The organism is Actinoplanes subglobosus (assembly GCF_042650585.1).
Taxonomy (GTDB): Bacteria; Actinomycetota; Actinomycetes; order Mycobacteriales; family Micromonosporaceae; genus Actinoplanes; species Actinoplanes subglobosus.
Genome location: NZ_JBHSBL010000017.1, coordinates 223,099 through 245,501, shown reverse-complemented (window position 1 = coordinate 245,501; position 22,403 = coordinate 223,099). Strand labels below are relative to the sequence as shown.

Annotated in this window: 20 protein-coding genes; 18 read left to right on the top strand and 2 right to left on the bottom strand. The window is 69.3% G+C overall.

What is annotated here, in order from left to right; genetic code table 11:
• The first annotated feature begins 14 nt into the window (after positions 1–14).
• The 12 genes from ACFO0C_RS19040 to ACFO0C_RS18985 all read left to right on the top strand — a co-directional run bounded on the left by ACFO0C_RS19040 (position 15) and on the right by ACFO0C_RS18985 (position 13,974).
• On the top strand, positions 15–1,685 hold the full coding sequence (locus ACFO0C_RS19040) for a DUF885 domain-containing protein (protein ID WP_378067998.1): 1,671 nt from the start codon (positions 15–17) through the stop codon (positions 1,683–1,685).
• Positions 1,686–2,183: 498 nt separating this feature from the next.
• Positions 2,184–3,299: a hypothetical protein gene (locus ACFO0C_RS19035; protein ID WP_378067997.1), complete on the top strand. Its 1,116-nt coding sequence runs from the start codon at positions 2,184–2,186 to the stop codon at positions 3,297–3,299.
• Positions 3,286–6,249: a sensor histidine kinase gene (locus tag ACFO0C_RS19030; protein WP_378067996.1), complete on the top strand. Its 2,964-nt coding sequence runs from the start codon at positions 3,286–3,288 to the stop codon at positions 6,247–6,249. Before ACFO0C_RS19035 ends, ACFO0C_RS19030 begins: the two co-directional genes overlap by 14 nt.
• Positions 6,246–6,692 carry a roadblock/LC7 domain-containing protein gene (locus tag ACFO0C_RS19025; protein ID WP_093622396.1) on the top strand — a complete coding sequence of 149 codons (447 nt, stop codon included), beginning with the start codon at positions 6,246–6,248 and terminating at the stop codon, positions 6,690–6,692. The genes ACFO0C_RS19030 and ACFO0C_RS19025 overlap by 4 nt, the downstream gene beginning before the upstream one ends.
• Entirely contained in the window at positions 6,689–7,150 is a 462-nt protein-coding gene (locus ACFO0C_RS19020) for a DUF742 domain-containing protein (protein ID WP_378067995.1), read from the top strand. Before ACFO0C_RS19025 ends, ACFO0C_RS19020 begins: the two co-directional genes overlap by 4 nt.
• The gene (locus ACFO0C_RS19015; protein ID WP_093622394.1) at positions 7,128–7,754 is read left to right on the top strand and encodes a GTP-binding protein; all 627 of its coding nucleotides are present in this window, start codon (positions 7,128–7,130) and stop codon (positions 7,752–7,754) included. The genes ACFO0C_RS19020 and ACFO0C_RS19015 overlap by 23 nt, the downstream gene beginning before the upstream one ends.
• A gap of 122 nt (positions 7,755–7,876) precedes the next feature.
• Positions 7,877–8,710, top strand: a complete 834-nt coding sequence (locus tag ACFO0C_RS19010) for a hypothetical protein (RefSeq protein ID WP_378067994.1) — start codon at positions 7,877–7,879, stop codon at positions 8,708–8,710.
• A gap of 278 nt (positions 8,711–8,988) precedes the next feature.
• Positions 8,989–10,317: a glycosyltransferase gene (locus ACFO0C_RS19005; protein WP_378067993.1), complete on the top strand. Its 1,329-nt coding sequence runs from the start codon at positions 8,989–8,991 to the stop codon at positions 10,315–10,317.
• Positions 10,318–10,353: 36 nt separating this feature from the next.
• Positions 10,354–11,535: a non-hydrolyzing UDP-N-acetylglucosamine 2-epimerase gene (wecB, locus tag ACFO0C_RS19000; RefSeq protein WP_378067992.1), complete on the top strand. Its 1,182-nt coding sequence runs from the start codon at positions 10,354–10,356 to the stop codon at positions 11,533–11,535.
• A complete protein-coding gene (locus ACFO0C_RS18995) occupies positions 11,535–13,157 on the top strand; it encodes a DUF2334 domain-containing protein (protein WP_378067991.1) in 1,623 nt (540 codons plus the stop codon). Before wecB ends, ACFO0C_RS18995 begins: the two co-directional genes overlap by 1 nt.
• A gap of 14 nt (positions 13,158–13,171) precedes the next feature.
• A complete protein-coding gene (locus ACFO0C_RS18990) occupies positions 13,172–13,513 on the top strand; it encodes a hypothetical protein (RefSeq protein WP_378067990.1) in 342 nt (113 codons plus the stop codon).
• Between the two features lie 38 nt (positions 13,514–13,551).
• Positions 13,552–13,974, top strand: a complete 423-nt coding sequence (locus ACFO0C_RS18985) for a VOC family protein (RefSeq protein WP_378067989.1) — start codon at positions 13,552–13,554, stop codon at positions 13,972–13,974.
• Here ACFO0C_RS18985 and ACFO0C_RS18980 read toward each other — a convergent pair.
• On the bottom strand, positions 13,967–14,716 hold the full coding sequence (locus tag ACFO0C_RS18980; RefSeq protein ID WP_378067988.1) for a dienelactone hydrolase family protein: 750 nt from the start codon (positions 14,714–14,716) through the stop codon (positions 13,967–13,969). The genes ACFO0C_RS18985 and ACFO0C_RS18980 overlap by 8 nt on opposite strands.
• Before the next feature lie 89 nt (positions 14,717–14,805).
• Between ACFO0C_RS18980 and ACFO0C_RS18975 the strand changes: the two genes are divergently transcribed.
• Together ACFO0C_RS18975 and ACFO0C_RS18970 are read left to right on the top strand one after the other, a co-directional pair.
• A complete protein-coding gene (locus tag ACFO0C_RS18975; protein WP_378067987.1) occupies positions 14,806–15,363 on the top strand; it encodes a TetR/AcrR family transcriptional regulator in 558 nt (185 codons plus the stop codon).
• A gap of 142 nt (positions 15,364–15,505) precedes the next feature.
• Positions 15,506–16,939, top strand: a complete 1,434-nt coding sequence (locus ACFO0C_RS18970) for a cellulose binding domain-containing protein (protein WP_378067986.1) — start codon at positions 15,506–15,508, stop codon at positions 16,937–16,939.
• Positions 16,940–16,990: 51 nt separating this feature from the next.
• Here ACFO0C_RS18970 and ACFO0C_RS18965 read toward each other — a convergent pair whose 3' ends face one another.
• Entirely contained in the window at positions 16,991–17,599 is a 609-nt protein-coding gene (locus ACFO0C_RS18965) for a TetR/AcrR family transcriptional regulator (protein ID WP_378067985.1), read from the bottom strand.
• Positions 17,600–17,704: 105 nt separating this feature from the next.
• Here ACFO0C_RS18965 and ACFO0C_RS18960 point away from each other — a divergent pair, with 105 nt between their 5' ends.
• The 4 genes from ACFO0C_RS18960 to ACFO0C_RS18945 all read left to right on the top strand — a co-directional run bounded on the left by ACFO0C_RS18960 (position 17,705) and on the right by ACFO0C_RS18945 (position 22,346).
• Positions 17,705–18,133, top strand: a complete 429-nt coding sequence (locus tag ACFO0C_RS18960; RefSeq protein WP_378067984.1) for a MarR family winged helix-turn-helix transcriptional regulator — start codon at positions 17,705–17,707, stop codon at positions 18,131–18,133.
• Entirely contained in the window at positions 18,130–19,725 is a 1,596-nt protein-coding gene (locus tag ACFO0C_RS18955) for an MDR family MFS transporter (protein WP_378067983.1), read from the top strand. The genes ACFO0C_RS18960 and ACFO0C_RS18955 overlap by 4 nt, the downstream gene beginning before the upstream one ends.
• 143 nt (positions 19,726–19,868) lie before the next feature.
• A complete protein-coding gene (locus tag ACFO0C_RS18950) occupies positions 19,869–21,443 on the top strand; it encodes a GGDEF domain-containing protein (protein ID WP_378067982.1) in 1,575 nt (524 codons plus the stop codon).
• Between the two features lie 81 nt (positions 21,444–21,524).
• The gene (locus tag ACFO0C_RS18945; protein WP_378067981.1) at positions 21,525–22,346 is read left to right on the top strand and encodes an SAM-dependent methyltransferase; all 822 of its coding nucleotides are present in this window, start codon (positions 21,525–21,527) and stop codon (positions 22,344–22,346) included.
• Positions 22,347–22,403 lie beyond the last annotated feature (57 nt).

Below are 22,403 nucleotides of genomic sequence, written 5' to 3'. Positions count from 1 at the left end.
TAGGGTCAGCGCTCGTGGGACGAATTGACGAACTCGCGAACCGTTACGTCGACGAGTGGGCCGCCCTCAATCCGACGGGCGCCACCGGAGCCGGCATAACCGGCTATGACGACAAGACCGACGACCTCTCGCCGGAGGGCTTCGAGGCACAGGCCGAGCTGATCCGCCGGACCGTCAACGAGCTCGACGTCACCGAGCCCGAGCACGAGTCCGAGCAGGTCGCCAAGGACGCCATGATGGAGCGCCTGGGGCTCCAGCTGGCGCGGTACGACGCGGGCTACGTCAGCACCGACGTCAGCGTCATCACCAGCGGCCTGCACGAGCTGCGCATGGTGTTCGACGTGATGCCGTCCGAGGGTGAGGAGGCGATCGCCAACATCACCACCCGGCTGAAGGCGTTCCCGCACGCTCTCGACCAGTACCGGCGGACCCTGCTGGAGGGCGCCGCCGACGGCCGGGTCAGCGCCCGTCAGCAGTTGCTGGCGGTGGCCGAGCAGTGTGAGGCGTGGACCGACCCGGCCCGCGACGACTTCTTCAACGGGCTCGCCGGCCGGCTCGCTGCCTCCGGTGCTCTCGGGGCCGAGCTGCGGCGCGGGGCCGAGGCGGCCACCGCCGCGACCGCCGCTTTCGGCGTGTTCCTGCGCGAGGAGCTGGCGCCGAAGGGCCGGGACAAGGAGGCCGCCGGGCTGGAGCGGTACGCTCTGGCCTCCCAGTACTTCCTCGGCGCCAAGGTGGACCTGCAGGAGACTTACCTCTGGGGCTTCGCAGAGCTGGACCGGCTGGAGCGGGAGATGCGTGCCGTGTCGGCCCGGATCGCCGGTTCCGGCGCCTCGATCGACGAGGCGGTGGCCGCGCTGGACGCCGACCCGGCCCGCACGATCGCCGGCAAGGAGGCGTTCCGCGACTGGATGCAGGCCCTCTCCGACCGGGCGATCACCGAGCTGAACGGCACGCACTTCGACATCGAGGCCCCGGCGCAGAAGCTGGAGTGCTGCCTCACCCCGACCAGCGACGGCGGCATCTACTACACCGGCCCGAGTGAGGACTTCTCCCGTCCCGGCCGGATGTGGTGGGCGGTGCCGGAGGGTCAGCAGAACTTCTCGACGTGGCGCGAGGTCACCACGGTCTACCACGAGGGGGTGCCGGGCCATCACCTCCAGGTCAGCCAGGCTCTGCTCCGGGCGGACACGCTGAACCGGTGGCAGCGGCTGCTCTGCTGGTCCTCCGGGCACGGCGAGGGCTGGGCGCTGTACGCCGAACGCCTGATGGACGAGCTCGGCTACCTGGGTGATCCCGGTGACCGGCTGGGCATGCTCGACGGCCAGGCGTTGCGGGCGGCTCGGGTGATCGTCGACATCGGCATGCACCTGGAGCTGGAGATCCCTCGTGACAATCCGTTCGGTTTCCACCCGGGTGAGCGGTGGACACCGGAACTCGGCTGGGAGTTCCTGCGGGCGCACACCCGGATGCAGGAGGACGTCCTCCGGTTCGAGTGGAAGCGCTACCTGGGGTGGCCCGGTCAGGCGCCGTCATACAAGATCGGTGAGCGCATCTGGCTCCAGGCCCGCGAGGATGCAAAGGCCCGCAAAGGAAGTGATTTCGACCTCAAGGCCTTCCACCGCGACGCCCTGAACCTCGGCTCGCTCGGCCTCGACCCGCTTCGTAAGGCACTGGCCAGGATTTGAGTCATTCGGGTCTCTCCGTACCGAAATCGGGACGGAGAGACCCGCTTTCTTGTGTTCGGCCGTTTACCCTCTGTAGATTTGATGCATAGAGCGACCTTGTGGCCACGGTGCGTAAATCCATAGTCGCCGAGACGTAACAAATCCGAAGTAGAACTCATATTCACGTCCCACCGGGGCGGCGGATACGATCTCCCGCGGCGCTCATCACCTAGTTCCCGAAAGCCGCGTGGACAGGGCCTTCCCTGGTCGGCCCGCAGCGAAGGCGTTCGTACAGCGAAGTTTCGAGTGCCGCGTATCCCCCGATCAGCCGAGCGAACTCTGACCCTTGGAAAGGGGTTTTCTGAGGATTTCTCGGATAGATTGACCCGGATCGGTGCGCCCGCATGGCTACTGTCCGTAGCCCCCCACTGGCCCATCGCGTGTGCATGGCGGAGGACTAAAGCAATGTCAGTCTCGGTGAACAGCCGGCGATCCCGTTTACGCTCCTCCCTCGCGGTGGTGCTGACGGTTCTCGTCGTGCTGCCGACCGCAGTCCTGTTTCTGCGCGTCCTGAATGAGAACACCACTCAGCGGGATGACACGGCCCTCAAGCAGAAGGGCATCGAGTACCTCGCTGAGCTGGCCCCGCTGATCAGCGCGCTGGCCGAGTCCCAGTCGTCGGCGCTCCAGGGCGTCACGCAGGAGCCGGCCTCGCTGACCGCCGCCGTCGCGCGCGTGCAGGGAGTCGACGAGAACCTCGGTGGCGACCTCGACACCACCAGCCGCTGGTCCGGGCTGAAGGAGAAGATCGGCCGCCTGCCCGGTGTGTCCGGCACCGCCGAGGAGGTCTACGAGGCCCACGTCGAGGTCGGCGACCTCGCGCTGGAGCTCTACAACGAGGTCCGCGAGAACTCGAAGCTCAACCAGGACCAGCAGAGCGACATCTGGTACCTCCAGGAGACCGTCACGGTCGACATGCCGGAGGCCGTCACCCACGTCAGCCGGATGGGCGACCTGGCGAACATGCTCGCCGCCGCCAAGAACCAGCAGCGTGCCGCCCTCGAGGTCCAGTTCGGCGCCGAGATCATGGCCGTCGAGGAGACCGTCGCGGAGCTGACCGACAACCTCCAGGCCGCCGCCGAGGACACCCAGAGCTCGACCCTCGCCAGCAACACGGTCAACAACCTGGACGCGTTCCGCCGTGGTGTCGAGGCCGCCAACCGTGGCGCCAACCTCGGCAGCACCCCCGACGTCTCCATCCTGGTGACCGCGCAGAGCACCCTGACCAACGCCCTCAAGGCGCTGGCCACGGTCCTGCTCAAGGAGATGTCGACGCTGCTCGAGGAGCGCGAGGACGACCTGAACTACGGCCGGGCCGAGGCCTGGGTGATGCTCGTCGTCTCGATCGTGCTGCTGATCGTCGCCGCGTTCTGGACCCGTGGCCGCTCCGTCCGCGGCAGCCGTGCCGCCGGTGGCGACTCCAGCCGGGACGTCTCGGTGCACAGCGACGGCTCGAACGGCACGCCGGCGCCCGGCACCTACGGCGGCAACCCGTACGAGCCGTCACCCGGCTACGGCGACATGCCCAACTACGGCAACGGTGCCGGTCGGGAGCGTTCCGGTGCTCTTCGGTAAGTTCCGCATCCTGGGCAAGCTCGCCCTGCTCATCCTGGTGCCGCTGCTCGGCGTCGTCGGTCTGGCCATCCCGGTCATCTACGAGCGCATCGACGCGGCCCAGGTGGCCCAGGAGACCTCGGACACCGTTCAGCGGGCCACCGCGGTCAGCGCGGCCCTGATCGAGCTCCAGGAGGAGCGGCTCCTCTCCGTCGGTTACCTCCTCGGCCTGGTCGAGCGGCCGGCCCTGGTGGTGCAGAGTGCCGAGGCGGCCGACTCGGTCGCCCACCTCGCCGAGGACGAGGACGCCCCGATCGCGCTGCGGCGGGCCATCGCCGGCGCCGCCAAGCTCAACAGCACCCGGCAGAACGTGCTGAACCGGTCGATCAAGCCGCCGACGGTCATCACCGACTTCACCAGCGCGATCAACCCGCTGATCGAGGGCCTCGGCCTGGCCACCAGCGCCGACCTGTCGACCGGTGTCGGCCAGCAGGTCTACGCCCTGGACCGCGCCATGCGCTCCGACGACCTGATCAGCCAGGCGTCGTGCTGGCTGGCCGCCGCGGTGGTCTCCGGCCGCAACCCGCAGGACGCGGCGCTGCTGCTGAGCCAGTTCACCTCGACCTTCGCGCAGATCCAGTCGATCATCACGTCGTCGAAGGTGTACTTCACCGACACGCAGTACAAGCTCTACCTGAGCACCCAGCAGGCATTCACCGCGCGCGTGGGCCCCAAGTTCACCGACGCGCTGGAGACCAACCCGACGCTGGCGCTGAAAGACCTGAAGATCAAGCTGCTGTTCCCGTCGCTCCAGTCGGTGACCATCCTCGGTAGCTTCGTCGAGAAGCGCGTGGCCCAGGACGTGGGCTTGACCGTGGCCAACAACCGGTCGAGCGCCATCCAGCAGTCGGCGCTCATCGGTGGCGGCGCGCTGCTGCTGCTGGTCATCGTGATCACGCTGTCGATCTTCATGGCCCGCGCGGTCGCCCGGCCGCTGCGGCGTCTGACCGTCTCGGCCGACCGCATCGCCCGCGCCGCCGAGGCCGAGCTCGAGCGTGTGGCCGACGACGAGGCCGAGGCCCAGGTCCGCCCGATCCGGCTGGACCCGGTCGACGTCGAGGCCCAGGACGAGATCGGTGACCTGGCCCGGGCGTTCGACCGCGTGCAGACCACCGCCGCCCGGCTGGTGGAACGTCAGGTGCTCGGCCGCCGTAACGTCGCCCAGATGTTCGGGCACGTCGGCCGGCGTACGCAGAACCTGGTCGGTCGTCAGCTGTCCCTGATCGACACGCTGGAGCGCAAGGAGACCGACAGCGACCGCCTGCGCGAGCTCTACCGTCTGGACCACATGTCCAGCCGTCTGCGCCGGAACGCGTCCGCGCTGGTCGTGCTCTCCGGTGGCGCCGGCGCGAACGAGCACATGGCGCCGCTGGGTCTCTCCGACGTCGTCCGTCTCGCCCTCGGTGAGATCGAGGACTACACCCGTGTCGAGGTGGACATCCCCGAGGACATCGTCGTGGTCCCGGCCGTCCTGGCCGACCTGACGCTGCTCCTGGCCGAGCTGCTGGAGAACGCCACCACGTTCTCCCCGCCGCACACCAACGTCACGGTCAGCGCGGACGAGCTCCGCGGCGGTGCCCGCCTCGCGATCATCGACCACGGGCTGGGCCTCGCGCCCGAGCGTCTGGCCGAGGAAAATGCGCGACTGACCCGCCGTGAGCGCCTCGACCTGGCGCCCACCGAGGTTCTGGGTCTCTTCGTGGTCGGCCGGCTCGCCCGCCGGCACGGCATCGAGGTGACCCTGACCGACACCCCCGACGGTGGTCTGACCGCCTGGATCGACCTGAGCCCGTCGCACCTGATCGCCCGGGTGGAGAACCTCTCTCCGATGGCCCCGGCGGCCTACCCGGTCACGGTTCCGGTCGCCGCCTTCCCGGCCGCTCCGGTGCCGCCGCAGATCCAGTCGGCCGAGATGCCGATGGCGCCCGCCTACTCGGGTGCGCTGCGCGGCAACACCACCGAGGTCGCGATCGCCAGCTCAGCGGTCCGGTCGGTCCCGGGCAGCCAGCAGCCGTTCGACCCGGCGAAGCTCAGCCGGGCCACCCAGGTCGTCGAGGCCGGCGCCTCCTGGAACGCGTTCGGACCGGCGATGCCGGCTCTGGGCGGCGCTCCGGCGGCTGCCGACCCCTACGCGGGCCAGCCCGTCTACGACGCCGAGCCGGTGTACTCGCCGGGCCCGGCCTACCAGGAGCCGGCATACCCGTCGGCCGGTAGCTACCCGGAGCCGGTCCAGTCGTACGACATGGGCACCCCGGTCGCCGGTCGCGTCCCGGCCGCGCTGCCCGAACTGCCCCCGGCCCAGCCCAGCTGGAGCGCCGAGGTCGCGGTTCAGCCGAGCTGGAACGTCCCGGCTCCGGCCGCCCCGGAGATCCCGGTCGCCCCGCCTGCCCCGGCAGCGCCGGAACCGCAGCGCAACGGGAACGGCAACGGTGCTCCGCTGCGCCGCCGGGTCCCCGGCAGCCAGCTCCCGGCCGAGAGCGCGCCGCACCAGCTGGCCGCTCCGAAGTCGCAGGACGACGCCCTGGCCGCCCGGGCCGCGTTCGACGCCTTCGAGGCCGGTGTCATCCGCGCCCACGACACGAGCGTGTCGATCCCGGTTCCGGACTTCTCGGCCCCCACCTGGGACTCACCCGCCCCGGTGTCGCCGCCTCCCGCCCCCCAGTGGGAGACGCCCGCACCCGTCGCACCGCCCGCTCCGCCCGCGCCCCCGTCCTCGAACGGTGGCTCGCCGCTGACCCGTCGAGTGCCGGGGGCGACCCTCCCGCGCGACGAGATGCATCAACCGATCACTCCGCCGGCCCCGAGCACGCTCGACCCCGAGGCCGCGCGGGCTCTCATGGATCAGTTCGAGTACGGAGTCGCACTCGCACTGAATGAAACTCAGCCACAACACGAGGGACAACCGCGATGACTTCCCCATACTCCCCCGCGCAAAGCCAGCTCAGCGCTGAAGCCAAAACCTTCAACTGGCTGCTTGACTCGTTCACCTCCGGCACCGCGGGTGTGATCGAAGCCATCGCCGTCTCCTCGGACGGTCTGCTGATGGCCATGTCGGCGATCAAGGACCGGCCCAACGCCGAGCGCCTCGCGGCCGTGGTCTCCGGACTGACCAGCCTCGCCGGTGGTGCCGCGAGCTGGTACCGCCTCGGCGCCCTGAACCGTGTCATCATCGACATGGCGGACGGCTACCTGCTGGTCACCGCGATCAGCGCCGGCTCGGTCCTCGGGGTCATCGCGGACCGCTCGGCCAACCTGGGCACGCTGGCGTACGAGATGACGCTCTTCGCGACCCGTGCCGGCGGCGCCCTGAGCCCGCGCCTCATCGCCGAGCTTAAGAACGCAGTCCAGCAGTGACCTACCCGGACCCCGACGAACCGGTACCTCCGGCGCGAACCGGAGTCCGGCCCTTCCTGCAATCCGGTCCTCAGCACTCGACCGGCGGCTACACCCCTACCGGGGAGCAAGCGCCGGTCGAGGCATCGACCAACAAGCTGCGCCCGTTCGTCATCACGTCCGGGCGGACCGATGGAGGCGACCCCGACATCGGTATGGAGACTCAGGTGACGCTGGTGCCCGGTGCACCGCCGTCCCGGCTCTCTCCGGAAACCAGGGCGATCGTGTCTCTCTGCGAGGAGAGCCCGATCTCGGTGGCTGAGATCTCCGCACGCTTGCGCCTGCACCTGGGCGTCGCACGCATCCTGGTCGGTGACCTCCGCGCCGCCGGCCAGCTCGACGTCCATGTGCTGGACAACGACACACCTGACCCCGACACCATCATGCGAGTGATCCGTGGACTTCGATCCATCAGCTAACCGAGTCGTCGGTACCGCGCGTATACCGGGGGCCCCGGCGCCGAAGAAGGCGCCGGTCCCGGTAAAGATCATCGTGGCCGGCGGCTTCGGGGTCGGCAAGACGACCACCGTGGGTGCCATCTCCGAGATCTCACCTCTGACCACCGAGGCCGAGATGACGTCGGAGTCCGTCGGCATCGACAATCCCGGCCAGGCCACGATGAAGACCGGTACCACGGTCGCGATGGACTTCGGCGTCCTCACCATCGACCAGACCCTCAAGCTGTACATCTTCGGCACCCCGGGCCAGACGCGTTTCGCCTTCATGTGGGACGACCTGGTCAAGGGCGCGCTGGGTGCGCTGGTCGTGGTCGACACCAACCGAATAGACGACTGCTACCCGGCGGTCGACTACTTCGAGCGGGCCGGCCTGCCGTTCGTGGTCGGCATCAACACCTTCAACGGGCAGATGAGCTACAGCGTCGAAGAGGTCCGGTGGGCCCTCGCGGTGCGTGAAGACGTGCCGGTCATATCCTTCGATGCACGATTCCGTGCTTCCGTGCGGGACGCTCTGCTCGTGGTACTGGACCAGGCTCTCGACAAGGCCATTCGGATGAAGTCGTAGGGTGTGGTCCGGGTCGCCCGGTAACGGTTTCCCACGGAACCCGGAGCAGGGCGGTTCCCAAACCGGCCCGCGGAGGGGCACAGTTGGGGTACCGGGCGACCGCGTAGGAAAGAGGACGTGACGTGCGAGGCGGACTGGACGACGCGCTCGACAAGCTCGCCCGCCGGGACGAGTTGAGGCGCCGCGCCGCCGGAGAGAGCGGCGGCACTCCGCCGGCGGTGACCGAGCTGGTCGAGGCGATCGCGGGCGTCGTGTCCCGCAATCCCCAGATGACGGTCACGGTCGGCGTCGAGGGCGCCGGCGATCCGGTGCTGCTTCATTTCGCGATGGCCGACGGCGTGGTCCAGGTGACCGCCGACAATGCGGTCGCGACCCGGGCCACCGAGGCCGGGCCGAGGCACGCCGACTTCGAGATCGACGTCGAGGAGCCGGCCGAGGAGCCACCACCCCCGCCGCCGGCACCGGCGACCGCGCCGCCCCGGGCGAGCCGCGACGACCAGGACCGGTTCGGGCCCACGACCGACTTCGACTACGTCGAGCCGACGACCGCCGAGCAGCCGTTCGTCACCAACCGGCACGAGCAGGCCTACGGTTACGAGCAGGCCGGTTACGCCGATCAGGGCAACATCACGCCGCACCCGTTCGCGGCGACTCCTCCGCCGCAGGTCCCGCCGCACCCGTATGCGGCCGCGCAGGCGCAGTACGCGGAGCCGCAGTACAAGGAACCGCAGTACAACGAGCCGCACTACAGCGAGCAGCAGTACACCGAGCCGCATCCGTACGCCAACGCGTACCCCGCCCAGCACGCCGAGCCGCAGCAGCAGCCCGGTTTCCCGGAGCCCCTTCCCGAGCCCATCCCGTTGCAGGTGGAGCGCCCGGAGGAGACGGAGATGGCGGCCCGCCGCCTGGCGGCGATGCTGCGCAGCGATCCCACCCTGCTCGACGGCCCGCAGTAGCATTTCGCTCACTCAGCGTAGTCATTTCGACGCGGGCCCCCTGATTACTCTCCGCAATTGAGCGACTCCGTGCCGAAGCTGGCCCCATATGCCGGAAATGGCGCTGAACGCGCCCGGTTTCGCCTGCTGAGCGCAGTCTGAGATGTCTGGGTTCGCCCTTTTAGCCGGTCTCCTCCGTCGTTCCGATGATCGCTCTTGAGTGACGCTCGGTAGTTCCCTAATGTCCTATTACGTCCAGGGCAAATGCACGGACAGTAACGACAACGGGGGAGGTTCCGATGACCGCGTCGGACAGCTGGCAGTTCGCCGTCGCCGGCTACGCGGTCCTGCTGGCCTGGCCGATCACCACGGTGGTCCTGGTCTGGTTCGCACTCCGCTACCACGGCACGCACCGCGCCAAGGTCGTCAACCGCTCGGTTGCCGGCGGCAACGGTCGTCCCGAACACTTCTGGATCATCGTCCCGGCCCTGAACGAGGAGGCGGTCGTCGCCAACACGGTCGGCGCGGCCCTCAATCTGCGCGGCCCGGCCGGAACCCTGTCCCGGGTCCTGGTCGTCGACGACGGCTCGGACGACCGCACCCCCGAGGTACTGGCCGCGATCGACCACCCGCGGCTGCACATCATGCGGCGCGACCTGCCGGAGGCCCGGCAGGGCAAGGGCGAGGCACTGAACGCCGCCTACCGGCACATCTCGATGCTCACCGCCCAGGCCGGCATGGCCCCCGAGAAGGTGGTCGTCGGCATCATCGACGGCGACGGCCAGGGCAGCGAGAACATCCTGGTCGAGGTCTCCCGGCTGATGCGTGACGAGAGGGTCGGCGCGGCGCAGGTGCAGGTCCGCATCCGCAACCGCAACCGTCTCCTCGGCGCCGTTCAGGACCTGGAGTTCGGCGCGATCGTCGACGCCTGCCAGAACATGCGTGACGCCCTGGACACCGTCGGTCTCGGCGGCAACGGCCAGTTCAGCCGCTTGTCCACCCTGCAGACCCTCGGTGCCGCCCCCTGGTCCAGCTGCCTCGTCGAGGACATGGAACTGGGCCTGCGGATGCACCTCAACGGCGTCGGGATCCGTTACACCTCCCGTGCCTCGGTGACCCAGCAGGCGGTCGTCGACGTGCGCCGCCTGACCCGGCAGCGGACCCGCTGGGCGCAGGGCAACATGCAGTGCGCCCGCTACCTCGGCCGGCTCTTCGAGTCGCCGCGGGTGGCCCGGATCGCCCTGGCCGAGATGCTGCACTACCTGCTCTCGCCGTGGGCCAACGCGATCGTCACGGTACTGCTCATCGGCACCGGGATCGCCGGACTGGGCGGCCTGCTCGTCGGTCACCCGATCGTCTTCATCCCGACCTGGGCCGCGCTGGCCGAGAGCCTGGGTGTCTGGCTCGGGGTCACCACCTTCCCCGGTCTGCTCTGGGCGCTGGTCCACAGACGCAAGCACGGCGACGAGGGCATGCCCCGGATGCTGACCGCCGCTCTCGCGTACCCCGCCTTCCTGGTCCTCGGTCTCGCCGCCACCTATCGCGCTCTGGGCCGGCAGGCCAGCGGCCGGCAGGCCTGGGCCAAGACCGAACGCCTCGCCGAAGAACCCCTGGCTCTCCCCGCCTGACCCACCCTTCAGCAAACTCGAGAAAAGGCTCCCCCCGTGTCTCGTGAAGTCCACCTCGTCGGCGGCACCCGCCCCGAAGCCGTCAAGCTCGCCCCCGTCGCGATCGCCATGCGTGAGGCCGGCCTGCTCACCCCGATCCTGCTGGCCAGCGGTCAGCACCCCACGATGGTCACCCAGGCTCTCGCCGCCTTCGACCTGGAGCCGGACATCACCCTCCAGGTCGAGCGGGAGACCGGCAGCCAGGCCGAGCTGCTCACCGCGATGATCCGCGAGCTGGACGAACTCTGGTCGGTACGCACCCCCGCCGCCGTGATCGTGCAGGGCGACACCACGACCAGCCTGGCCGGTGCCCTGGCCGCGTTCTGGCGGCGCATCCCGGTCGTCCACCTGGAGGCCGGCCTGCGCTCCGGCGATCTGGAGTCGCCGTTCCCGGAGGAGGGCAACCGCCGCCTGGTCGCCCAGGTCGCCGCCCTGCACCTGGCGCCGACGCCGCTGGCCGCGATGAACCTGTTGGACGAGAAGATCCCGGTCACCGACGTGCTGATCACCGGCAACACGGTGGTCGACGCGACCCTCGCGGTGGCCGCCCGCAAGCTGCCGTTCGAGAACGCCGACGTCGCCGCGGCCCGGGCCGGCAGTACGAACCGCCTGGTCCTGGTGACCGCGCACCGCCGCGAGTCGTGGGGCGAGCCGCTGGACCGGATCCTGTCGGCGGTCAAGGAGCTGATCGCCCGCTACGACGACATCGACGTGATCCTGCCGAGCCACCCCAACCCGGCGGTCCGCGAGCAGGTGGACGCCGCGCTGCGGGGCGTCGAGCGGGTGACCGTCACGGACCCGCTGCCCTACCCGGATCTGGCCCGCCTGCTCTCCGAGGCCTACCTGGTGCTCACCGACTCGGGCGGCATCCAGGAGGAGGCCCCGTCGTTCGGTGTTCCGGCGCTGGTGCTGCGGGACGTGACCGAGCGGGTCGAGTCGCTGCACGCGGGCTGCGCCAAGCTGGTCGGCTCGGACCCCGAGCTGATCGTGTCGGAGGCGTCGCTGCTGCTGGACAGCCGGGTGCGCCGTGACTCGATGACGGCCGGCGGTAACCCGTACGGCGATGGTCTCGCCGCGCAGCGCACTGCCCAGGCCACCGCCGCCCTTCTCGGCCTCGCCGGATTCCCCGAGGCCATGCCCGTCTCCCGGACCGCCCTCACGACCGGAGCTGTCGCCTGATGCTGAACACCATCGTCTCCCGCCGTAACGTTCTCGTCGCCGGTGCGGCCGCCGCCGCGGTCGCCGCGGTCGGCCTCAGCACCATGGAGGCGGACGCCGCCACCGCGACCGCCACCACCGCGGCGGTCAAGACCGGCAAGGCGGCTCCCGGTGGGGGCACCGCCAAGACCCTCGTCCTGTACGACACCACGGGCGACTACGGCTGGCTGGGCGAGGTCTACGCCACCCAGGTCGCGAACCTGAGCTCACACTTCGGCTCGTGGACGGCCGCGCCCGTGACGGCGTACAAGTCCGGAGACCTGAACAACCACACGGCGCTGATCTACCTGGGCTCGACCTACGACGAGCCGCTGCCGGCCGCGTTCCTGACCGATGTGGCCGCCACGACGAAGCCGGTGATCTGGGTCCGCGACAACGTCTGGCAGCTGACCAAGCTGGACGGTTTCGCCGCGAAGTTCGGTTTCACCAGCGGCCTTTACGACTTCGCCGACGTGGCCGAGGTGACCTACAAGGACCGCACGCTGACCCGTGGCGCGGACAACAAGTCGGGCCTGATGAACCTGTCGGTCACCGACGCCGCCAAGGTGACCACGCTGGCCGCCGCGAAGCGGGCCGACGGGACCACGCTGCCCTGGGCGGTGCGGTCGGGCAACCTCACCTACGTCGGTGAGATCCCGTTCTCGTACGTCACCCACGACGACCGCTACCTGATCTTCGCGGATCTGCTCTTCGACGCCCTCGCCCCGAAGACCGCCGAGCGGCACCGTGCCCTGATCCGGATCGAGGACATCGGACCGGACTCGGACCCGGACGAGCTGAAGGCGATCGCCGACTACCTGTCGTCGCAGAAGGTGCCGTTCAGCGTCGCCGTCTACCCGCGGTACCGGGACCCGAAGGGCGCCCTCAACGACGGCAAGGCCGAGGACTACACGCTGGCGAAGAAGCCGCTGGTGGTGGCCGCCCTGAAGTACATGCAGGCCAAGGGCGGCACGCTGCTGATGCACGGCTACACCCACCAGTACGGCTCGGTGGCCAACCCGTACGACGGGGTCAGCGCCAACGACTTCGAGTTCTTCATGGCGCACGTCGACGCCAACGACCGGGTGATCTACGACGGCCCGGTCAAGGAGGACTCGGTCGCCTGGGCCACCGCGCGGATGGTCGCCTCCGGCGCGGTCTTCGCGGCCACCGGCCTGGGCACTCCGAAGATCTTCGAGTTCCCGCACTACGCGGCCAGCCCGGCCGACTACCAGGCGGCGAACACGCTGTTCGGCAAGCGGTACGACCGTGGCCTGTACTTCCCCGGCGTGCTGACCGGCGCGAAGTACGACTACCCCCGGCAGTTCGGCCAGTTCTTCCCCTACACCGTCCGGGACGTGTACGGCTCGGTCGTGGTGCCGGAGAACATCGGCAACGTGGAGCCGGACGCCTACAACGGCCACCCGCCGCGTCTGCCCGCCGACCTGGTCGCGAGCGCCGAGCGGAACCTGGTGATCCGGGACGGCGTGGCCAGCCTCTTCTACCACGGCTATCTCGGCACCGACTACCTCAAGCAGCTGGTTCCGGGCATCATCAAGGCCGGGTACACCTTCGTGAGCGCTGAAACCATGCTGAACGGCTGAGGATCTTGGACGTAGTGGATTTCTGGGTCAGGTCGTGGACCAGCGACGACCTGACCGGGGCTCGCAAGCTCCTCACCCCGGACGTCGAGGCCGAGTGGAACCTCGACGCACCGGTGGACGAGGAGGAGCTGCTCCAGGTGCTGCACCGGATCGCCGCGTTCGCGGACAGCGTCACCGTCGTGACGCGGACCGACGCGGTGGACGGTGCGGCGCTGATCTACGACCTGGTGGCGCCGTTCGGCACGGCCCGCCTGGTCGAGTTCCTCGGGGTGGAGAATGACAGGATCAATGAGGTGCGGCACGTGTACGACGTGACCGCGATCGACCGGTACTTCCCGGGCCTCTACGCCAATTAGGCCGGATGCTGTCCTGAATCGTCGGTAGCGTTCGGTTCATGGCTTACGACTTCCAGGTCACCGTGGACTGCACCGAACCGCACACCCTCGCCGACTGGTGGGCCGAGACGCTCGGGTGGGACGTGGAGCCCCAGGACGAGGCGTTCATCAAGGACATGATCGCCAAGGGGTATGCCACCGACGACGAGACCACCCACCACAAGGGCAGGCTCGTGTGGCGGACCGGGGCCGCGATCCTGCACCCGGAGACCGGCCGGCGATTGCTCTTCCAGTTCGACGAGGCCGCCAAGACGGTGAAGAACCGCTGGCACGTCGACGTCCGGGTCGGCGCGGAGAACCGTGACGCCGAGCGCGACAAGCTCGTCGCACGCGGCGCCACCTACCTCTGGGAGGCCAGTCAGGGACCGCACGCGTGGTTCACGATGGCCGACCCGGAGGGCAACGAGTTCTGCATCAGCTGAGAGCACGCGCCAGGAGCGGCAGCAGGGCCTCCCAGTGCCGCTGTTCGGCCGCCTCGACGTACATCGACGTGTCGCTCATGGTGAAACCGTGCGGGGCACCCTCGTAGAGCTCCGAGGTGTATTCGACCCCGGCCTCCGCGAGGGTGATCTCCAGAGCCTTGATCTGCTCCGGAGTCATCGAGCCGTCGTTGTCGGCGTGTCCGAAATAGACCTCGGCGGTCACGTTCGGCACGCCCAGGTGCGGGCTGTCCGGCCCGTCGGTGACCACCCCGCCGGCGTGGAAACTGGCGAGAGCGGCGAACCGGTTGGGGTGCTCCGACGCCGCGACCAGCGCGTTCCGGCCGCCCATGCAGTAACCGACGATTCCGGCCGGCCCGTCCGCCACCTCGTCGCGCCCGGCGAGGAAGTCCAGGTAGGCAGCGGTGTCGGCGCTGATCCGCTCGCGCGTGAGGTTCCGGATCATCGGCATCAGCCGGCCGAACGCGGCGGCCCGCTTCTCCCCGTCGGTCAGCTCGTCCGGCGTGGCCAGTTGGCCGCCGGCGTCGCGGTAGAAGAGATTCGGCACGAGGACGGCGTACCCCTGCTGGGCGATCCGGGTGGCCATCTCCATGAGCCGCGGCCGCAACCCGAACGCATCCATGAACATCAGCACCGCCGGGAACGGCCCTGACCTCTCCGGCGTGACGAAATACGCCTCGGCCGAACCGTCCGCGGCCGGCACCTCTGTCTCTATCTGTGGCATTCCCGCACCTCCTGCACCATTCACGCTGATCATGCGGACGGTAACATCGGATCTCTGTCTTTCCGTCGGAACGTCGTATCCTGTGGCGCATGGCCACCCGGCTGCGCGCGGACGCCCGGCGCAATCGCGCGGCCCTGCTCGCCGCGGCACGGGACGTCTTCGCCGAGCAGGGTCTCGATGCCTCGCTGGACGAGATCGCCCGGCGGGCCGGCGTCGGCAACGCCACCCTCTACCGGCGCTTCCCCAGCCGGCGCCATCTGATCGCCGAGGTCTTCGCCAGTCATATGACCTCCGCGGTCCAGCTCGCCGAGCAGGCGCTCGACCATCCGGATCCGTGGGCCGCGTTCGTCGGCTACCTGACCCGGGTCTGCGAGCTGCAGGCCACCGACCGCGGCCTGGCCGAGCTGCTGGTCACCTCGGCCTTCGACGACGACGAGCGGCTGGCCGAGCTGCGGTCCACCGCCTACCAGCGGGCCGTCGACGTACTGACCCGGGCCCAGCGGGCCGGCCGGTTGCGCTCCGATTTCACCGGCCGCGACTTCGCGCTGCTGATGATGGCGAACGCCGGCGTGGCCCAGCACTCGGCCGACCCGCAGGCCTGGCGCCGCGCCCTCACCCTGGTCATCAGCGGCCTCGGCGCCCGCTGACCCCACCCCTCCCGACCGCTGCCGCTCTCCCGGCAGCCGTCGCCTCCGGCCGGCATTTAAAGATCCTTAAGGGTACGACCGGAGCGCTCTTAAGCCGTGCGGTCGAAGAATCGACTCCGTCCTCGATCGATCGGAGTCCCCCATGCAACGCAGTCGTCTGCGGTTCGTCGTCTACTCGTCGGCCGCGGTGCTGGCCGTCGGCGGCGGCATCGGCGCTGCGGTCGCCGCGACCACGCCCGCCAGCCCGGCCTCGCTCACCGCGTCCTTCGCCAAGGACAGCGACTGGGGCACCGGCTACCAGGCCCAGTACACGATCCGCAACGGCGGCGGGACCGCCGTCGAGGGCTGGAAGCTGGTCTTCGGCCTGCCGTCGTCGGCCAAGGTGACCAGCTACTGGGACACCAACATCACCAACTCGGGCACCTCGAAGACGGCGAGCAACGCCAGCTGGAACGGCACGATCCCGGCCGGGGCGACGGTGTCGTTCGGCTTCATCGTGACCGGCAGCGGCGATCCGACGAGCTGCACGATCAACGGCGCGTCCTGCTCCGGCGGCGTGGTCACCCCGCCGACGGCCACCGCGACCGCCACCCCGACGAAGACGGCCACCGCGACGCCCACCCCGACCAGGACCCCCACGGCCACACCCACGAAGACGGCAACCGCCACCGCAACCGCCACCACTCCGGCGGGCAGCGGCGTGCTGGTCGCGCCCTATGTGGACATGGGCCTGCTCTCCAACGGCGCGACCACTCTGTCGTCGCTGGCGTCCGGCGGTGGCGTGAAGTCGTTCAGCCTCGCCTTCGTCACCAGCGCCGGTTGCAAGGCGAGCTGGTTCGCGGCGTTCGACCCGCGGCAGAAGCAGTTCGCCGACCAGATCGGGGCGATCCGCTCGGCCGGCGGCGACGTGAAGGTGTCGTTCGGCGGCGCGACCGGTGTCGAGCTGGCCCAGGCGTGCACCAGCGTGTCCGCGTTGCAGGCCGAGTACCAGGCTGTCGTCGACGCGTACCAGCTGAAGTACATCGACCTGGACATCGAGGGTGCGGCAGTGGCCGACCCCGCCTCGGTGGCCCGCCGCTCGACCGCTCTGGCCGCACTGCAGAAGGCCAACCCGGGCCTGAAGATCTCGCTGACCCTGCCGGTGCTGCCCGAGGGTCTGACCGCGGACGGCCTCAACGTGGTGAAGTCGGCCAGGAATGCCGGTGTCGACCTCGACCTGGTCAACATCATGGCGATGGACTACGGCCGGGCCGGGCAGGACTACGGCAACCTCGCCATCCAGGCCGTCGACTCGACCCAGGCGCAGATCAAGTCGATCTACGGCAACAGCGACGCGGCCGCCTACCGGATGGTCGGCGTCACCCCGATGATCGGCGTGAACGACGACAACGGTGTCTTCACCCAGGCCGACGCCCGTGACCTGGTCGCCCACGCCAACGCCAAGCACATCGGCTTCGTCTCGCTGTGGGAGGCGCACCGCGACAAGAACGCCTGCTCCGGCGCGCTGTTCCAATGCACCAACGTGAGCCAGACGTCCTTCGAGTTCACCAGGATCCTGGCCGGCTTCAAGGGCTGACGTCTCATCGAGCGCGGCTCCGGGTGACCTCACCCCGGGGCCGCGCTTCCGTCATGTCCGGTCGGCGAAACCCTGGCCTGCCAGCTCCAGGGCGTCATGGGCGACATCCCAGAACTTCCGCTCAGCCGGATGCTCCAGCCAGACGTTCAGGGAGACCCGCAGCACGGCCAGGAATGTCGCGGCGACGAGCTTCGCCCGTACCCCCGACGGGTCTTGATCTTTGAATCGGACCGCAACCTGGTCGCTCAGCTCGCGCTCCAGCGCGGCGAAGGTCTGCACCTGCGCTGCGGCGAGCGACGGATGCTGCCGGACCATTCGGCTCTGCGCGATCCACTCCGGGTCGAGGTCACCCAGCTCGGCATAGAACTCGGCGGCGGCAGCGGTCAGCGCGGTCCACGGCGGCTCGGCCGCCGGGCGGGCCTGGACCAGGCCGGAGAGCAGGAGCATCCGGCGCCGGTCGGCGTGGAAGAGCGCCTCCTCCTTGTTGGCGAAGTAGTTGGAGAAGGTCCGCCGGGAGACGCCGGCCCGGTCGGCGATGGCGTCCACGGTGATCCGGTCCGGCCCCAGCTCCAGAGCCAGCCGCAACGCCGCCTCGTAGAGGGCCTGCCGGGTGGCCTCCTTCTTGCGCTCGCGAAGGCCCTGCTCGGTCGCCGCACTCATGATCTGAGCGTACCGGCGTGTGACTCAGTTCCCAATGAGCAAACTTGCACACCAGGCAACTTTAGGCAGATAGTTGTATGCAGCAAGCAATCCGAGGAGGCGGTCATGAATGAACGGCGCGGGCTGATGGATGCGTTCCATGACCTCCTCAAGGCCGTCCGCCTCCTCAAACAGCAGCAGCCCACGATCGCGCCGCTCGGCATGCTGGCCGCGATCCGCCGCCACGAGCCGGCCGGCAACTGCCACATGAAGGAGCTGGCCGCCGACCACGCGCTCGACCCGTCGACAGTCAGCCGCGCGGTCGCCGGCCTGGTCCGCGACGGCCTGGTGATCCGGATCGCCGACCCCGCCGACGGCCGGGCCAGCACGTTACGGCTCACCGACCGCGGCAACACCGTCCTCGACGAGGTGCGTGGCCGCTACGAGCAGCAGATCACCGCGGCGCTGCGGGACTGGACGCCCGAGGAGATCACCACGCTCACCACATCACTCAACCGATTCGCCAACGACCTGATCCTGGAGGCCTCACGATGAGCGCTACCAAAGTCGATCGGGTGGAGCAGCAGGGCCCGATGAGCCACCGCGAGATCATGGAGGCACTGTCCGGCCTTCTGCTCGTGCTCTTCGTGGCGATGGCCAGCTCCACCATCGTCTCCACCGCACTTCCGAAGATCATCGGGGACCTCGAGGGCACCCAGACGCAGTACACCTGGGTGGTCACCGCAACCCTGCTGACCGCCACCGCATCCACCCCGATCTGGGGCAAACTGGCCGACCTCTACAGCAAGAAGGTCCTGGTCCAGGCCTCGATCGTGATCTTCATCCTGGGTTCGCTGATCGCCGGCTTCACGCAGAACACCGAGCAGCTCATCGCCGCCCGCGCCTTCCAGGGCCTCGGCATGGGCGGTGTGCAGGCACTGGTGCAGGTCGCCATCGCCGCGATGATCCCGCCTCGCGAGCGCGGCCGCTACAACGGCTATCTCGGTGGCGTGATGGCGCTGGCCACGGTCGGCGGCCCGCTGCTCGGCGGCCTGATCGTCGACACCGACGCGCTCGGCTGGCGCTGGTGCTTCTTCATCGGTGCGCCGTTCGCCGTGATCGCCCTGATCGTCCTGCAGAAGACCCTGCACCTGCCGGTCATGCGCCGGGAGAACGTGAAGATCGACTACCTGGGTGCGTCCCTGATCGCCGCCGGCGTCAGCATCATCCTGATCTGGGTGTCCTTCGTGGATGACGCCTTCGCCTGGATCTCCTGGCAGACCGGCGCCATGGTCGGTGGCGGTGTGCTGCTGCTAGCCCTGGCCGTCTGGGTCGAGTCGCGGGTCGCCGAGCCGGTCGTGCCGCTGCCCATCGTCCGGGAGCGCACCACCACGCTGGCGATCATCGGCAGCCTCGCGGTCGGCATGGCGATGTTCGGCGGCTCGGTCTTCCTCGGGCAGTACTTCCAGATCGGCCGCGGCTACAGCCCGACCGAGGCCGGCCTGCTGATGATCCCGATGATGGGTGGCGTGCTCGTCTCCTCGACCCTCGCCGGGCGGGCCATCACCAGGAGTGGGCGGATCAAGCCGTACGTGGTGGCCGGCACGATCACCCTGGTCGCCGGGTTTGCCGCGCTCTCGTTCCTGGACCACGACACCCCGCTCTGGTACATCGGCACCGCGATGGCGGTCGTCGGCATCGGGGTCGGCATGTCGATGCAGAACCTGGTCCTCGCCGTGCAGAACACCGTCTCGCTCAAGGACATCGGCGCGGCCAGCTCGACCGTCGCCTTCTTCCGGTCGCTCGGCGGCACGATCGGCGTCTCGGTGCTCGGCGCGGTCCTCGCCCGGCACGTGGCCGACTCGATGACCGAGCAGCTCACCGCGATGGGCGTGCCGGCGAGCGCGGCCTCCAGCGGGGGCGGCAGCCTCAACCTGAGCGGCCTGCCGGAGCAGATCCAGCACGTGGTCCGGGTCGCGTACGGCGACGCCACCGGGCACATCTTCCTGATCTCGGCCGCGGTCGCCGTGGTCGGTGTGATCGCGGCGGTCGCGATGAAGCCGACGAAGCTGCGGTCGACGGTCGATCTGGCCCCGTCCCGGCCGCTCGCGTCCACTTCCGCCCCATCTTCGGCTTCGGCGCAATAGGTCGCAGATCACTCCGCACTCCCCGAGGTCGGGCGCTCACTCAGCGCTAGCCTCGGGGAGACCGGTGATTTCCCTCATCCTCGGCTCTCGCGCGCCGATGGCCTCGCTGAGGAAATGCACGCGCCGGAGGAGGGAGGCGATTGATGGATTACCCGATCGACGCCGACATGCTTTCGGCTGCCCTTCTCGACATCGAGGACAAACGCTCCTGGGATGCCCGTGCCGAGCTGGCGCGGGCCATCGGTCTGGAAGAGGTGGCTCATCTGCTCGGCGATCCGCACCTGATCGCCCGGGCACGGCTCTGCCAGGCCAACATGCGGATGCGTCTCGGCGACATCAGCGCGGCCACCGAGCAGATCTGGCAGGTTCACGAGTGGGCGGTGGCCAACGACGCCCGCGTCCTGATGGCCCGCATGCACATGCTCTGGGCCTACATCCACCAGCACCTCGGCGACGCCGAGCAGGGCCTGGAGCATGCGCTGCTCGCGGTCGAGCTGCTCGACGACGACTGCACCACCCACATGCACATCTGGCACCGCACCAAGCTGGCCGACGCGTTCTGGGCGGCCGACTCGATGGACGCGGCTCGCATCCGATATGCGCAGGCCGAGGAGCTGGCCGTGCTCAGTGAGCACCCGGCGCTGCTGTGCCTGCTCAACAACCACGCCTACGCGGAGTACAGCTCGGGCAACCAGCAGCGCGCCGAGGCGGTGGCCGACCGGCTGCTCCGGCTCGCCGACGAGTGGGAGATGCCACTCGAGCCGGCCTACCTCGACACGATCGGCTCGATCCAGATCGGCAACGGGCGTTACGCCGAGGCCGAGGGCATCCTCGAGCTCTGCCTGGAGCGGCACGCCGAGGGCAAGTGGGACGACGCCAACGACATGGCGCAATACCTGGTGACCCTGGCGCAGGCCCAGCGCGGCCTCGGCAAGTTCGCGATGGCTCAGGCGAGTCTCGACGAGGCGCGTCAGCAGTGCGTCGAGCGTGATCTCGGCGAGGCACTGGTCCGCATGCACCAGGAGCAGGCCGAGCTCTACGCGGCCAGCGGTGACTTCGAGGCCGCCTTCACCGCGCACAAGACGTTCTTCACGGCGTACCAGAACCTGCACTCGCTCCAGCGCGAAGCGCGGGCCCGGACCCGGCAGGCGATGTTCGAGACGGTCGAGGCCCGCCAGGAGGCCGAGCGCTTCCGCGAGCAGGCCCGCCGTGACCCCCTCACCGGCCTGCACAACCGCCGGCACATCGACGAGAACCTGCCGACCCTGATCGACTCCGACCCCGCACTGACCATCGCCCTCGTCGACCTCGACCACTTCAAGCAGATCAACGATCGGCTCTCCCACAACGTGGGCGACCAGGTTCTGGTCCGGGTGGCCGCGATGCTGGCCGAGGGAGTTGCCGCCGGCTGCCCCGGCGGGTTCGCCGCGCGGATGGGTGGCGAGGAGTTCCTCATCGTGCTGCCCGGCACCACCACCGGCCGCGCGGTCGCCCTGCTCGACGGCATCCGGCGTGCGGTCCGCGACCACGACTGGCACGGGATCACCCGGGGCCTGCCCGTGACCATCAGCATCGGTGTCGCCACCAGTGCCGAGGTGCAGGTGCCCACCCAGCCGGCCCTTCTGTCCACTGCGGACAGTCACCTGTACGCTGCGAAGCACGCCGGCCGTGATCGCGTCGTCGCCGCCACCTCCCGTGGCTATGCCTCCGCCGCCTGAAAAACGGATTCCGGGGGTTAAGTCGGTCGATCGTTCCGGCTAGGCTGGCGGGGTCGTAACGCGGTGCATTTGGAGGCGGTCGTGGCAGAGGGCAGTTCCGCACCTACCGAGGTCGCCCCGCCCGGGGTCAACATCAACGTGCCCCACTCCGCCCGCATCTACGACTACTGGCTCGGCGGCAAGGACAACTTCGCCGTCGACCGGGCCGTCGGCGAGGCGATGATCCAGGCCATCCCCGGCATGCGCTACATGGCCAAGGAGAATCGGAAGTTCGTTCACCGGGTCGCCCGCGACCTGGTGGAGAAAGAGGGCATCCGCCAGTTCCTCGACATCGGCACCGGCATCCCGACGCGGCCCAACCTGCACGAGGTCGCCCAGAGCCTGGATCCCACGACCCATGTGGTCTATGTGGACAATGATCCGATCGTGCTGGTGCACGCCCGGGCGCTGATGATCAGCCGCCCCGAGGGCCGCAGTGAGTACATCGCCGCCGACATCCGCCGGCCCACGTCCATCCTTGACGATCCGGCGCTGCGCGACACCCTCGACCTGAAGCAGCCGGTCGGTCTCACCCTGATCGCGATCCTCATGCTGCTCTCCGACGAGGACGACCCGTGGGGCAAGGTCGCGGAGCTGCGTGACGCCCTGCCCTCCGGCAGTTGCCTCGCGATCACCCACCCGACCGCCGACTTCAACCCCGACGAAGTCAATGCCGCTGTGGCCGCCGCGACCGGGGCGGGCATGACGCTCGTCGCGCGGACCCGTGAGGCTGTCGAGCGTTTCTTCGGCGACTGGGAGATCCTGGAGCCGGGTGTGTCGCCGGTGTCGGCGTGGCGGCCGGATGAGCCGGTGGCCGATCCTGAGGCGGCCTACTACTGGGCCGGCGTCGCTCGTAAGCCTTGAGCACCTCGTAACGCCCGGGCGCCCTGTCCGGGCGTTATTCGCCGCGCCGGGTGTGCG

What these genes read in the sequence shown, in the direction of transcription:
- ACFO0C_RS18955 (WP_378067983.1), top strand. Translation starts at nt 18,130, where the DNA reads ATGAGCGCTACCAAAGTCGATCGGGTGGAGCAGCAGGGCCCGATGAGC.
- ACFO0C_RS18950 (WP_378067982.1), top strand. Translation starts at nt 19,869, where the DNA reads ATGGATTACCCGATCGACGCCGACATGCTTTCGGCTGCCCTTCTCGAC.
- ACFO0C_RS19005 (WP_378067993.1), top strand. Translation starts at nt 8,989, where the DNA reads ATGACCGCGTCGGACAGCTGGCAGTTCGCCGTCGCCGGCTACGCGGTC.
- ACFO0C_RS18980 (WP_378067988.1), bottom strand. Translation starts at nt 14,716, where the DNA reads ATGCCACAGATAGAGACAGAGGTGCCGGCCGCGGACGGTTCGGCCGAG.
- ACFO0C_RS18970 (WP_378067986.1), top strand. Translation starts at nt 15,506, where the DNA reads ATGCAACGCAGTCGTCTGCGGTTCGTCGTCTACTCGTCGGCCGCGGTG.
- ACFO0C_RS18960 (WP_378067984.1), top strand. Translation starts at nt 17,705, where the DNA reads ATGAATGAACGGCGCGGGCTGATGGATGCGTTCCATGACCTCCTCAAG.
- ACFO0C_RS18995 (WP_378067991.1), top strand. Translation starts at nt 11,535, where the DNA reads ATGCTGAACACCATCGTCTCCCGCCGTAACGTTCTCGTCGCCGGTGCG.
- ACFO0C_RS18975 (WP_378067987.1), top strand. Translation starts at nt 14,806, where the DNA reads ATGGCCACCCGGCTGCGCGCGGACGCCCGGCGCAATCGCGCGGCCCTG.
- ACFO0C_RS19025 (WP_093622396.1), top strand. Translation starts at nt 6,246, where the DNA reads ATGACTTCCCCATACTCCCCCGCGCAAAGCCAGCTCAGCGCTGAAGCC.
- ACFO0C_RS18965 (WP_378067985.1), bottom strand. Translation starts at nt 17,599, where the DNA reads ATGAGTGCGGCGACCGAGCAGGGCCTTCGCGAGCGCAAGAAGGAGGCC.
- ACFO0C_RS18985 (WP_378067989.1), top strand. Translation starts at nt 13,552, where the DNA reads ATGGCTTACGACTTCCAGGTCACCGTGGACTGCACCGAACCGCACACC.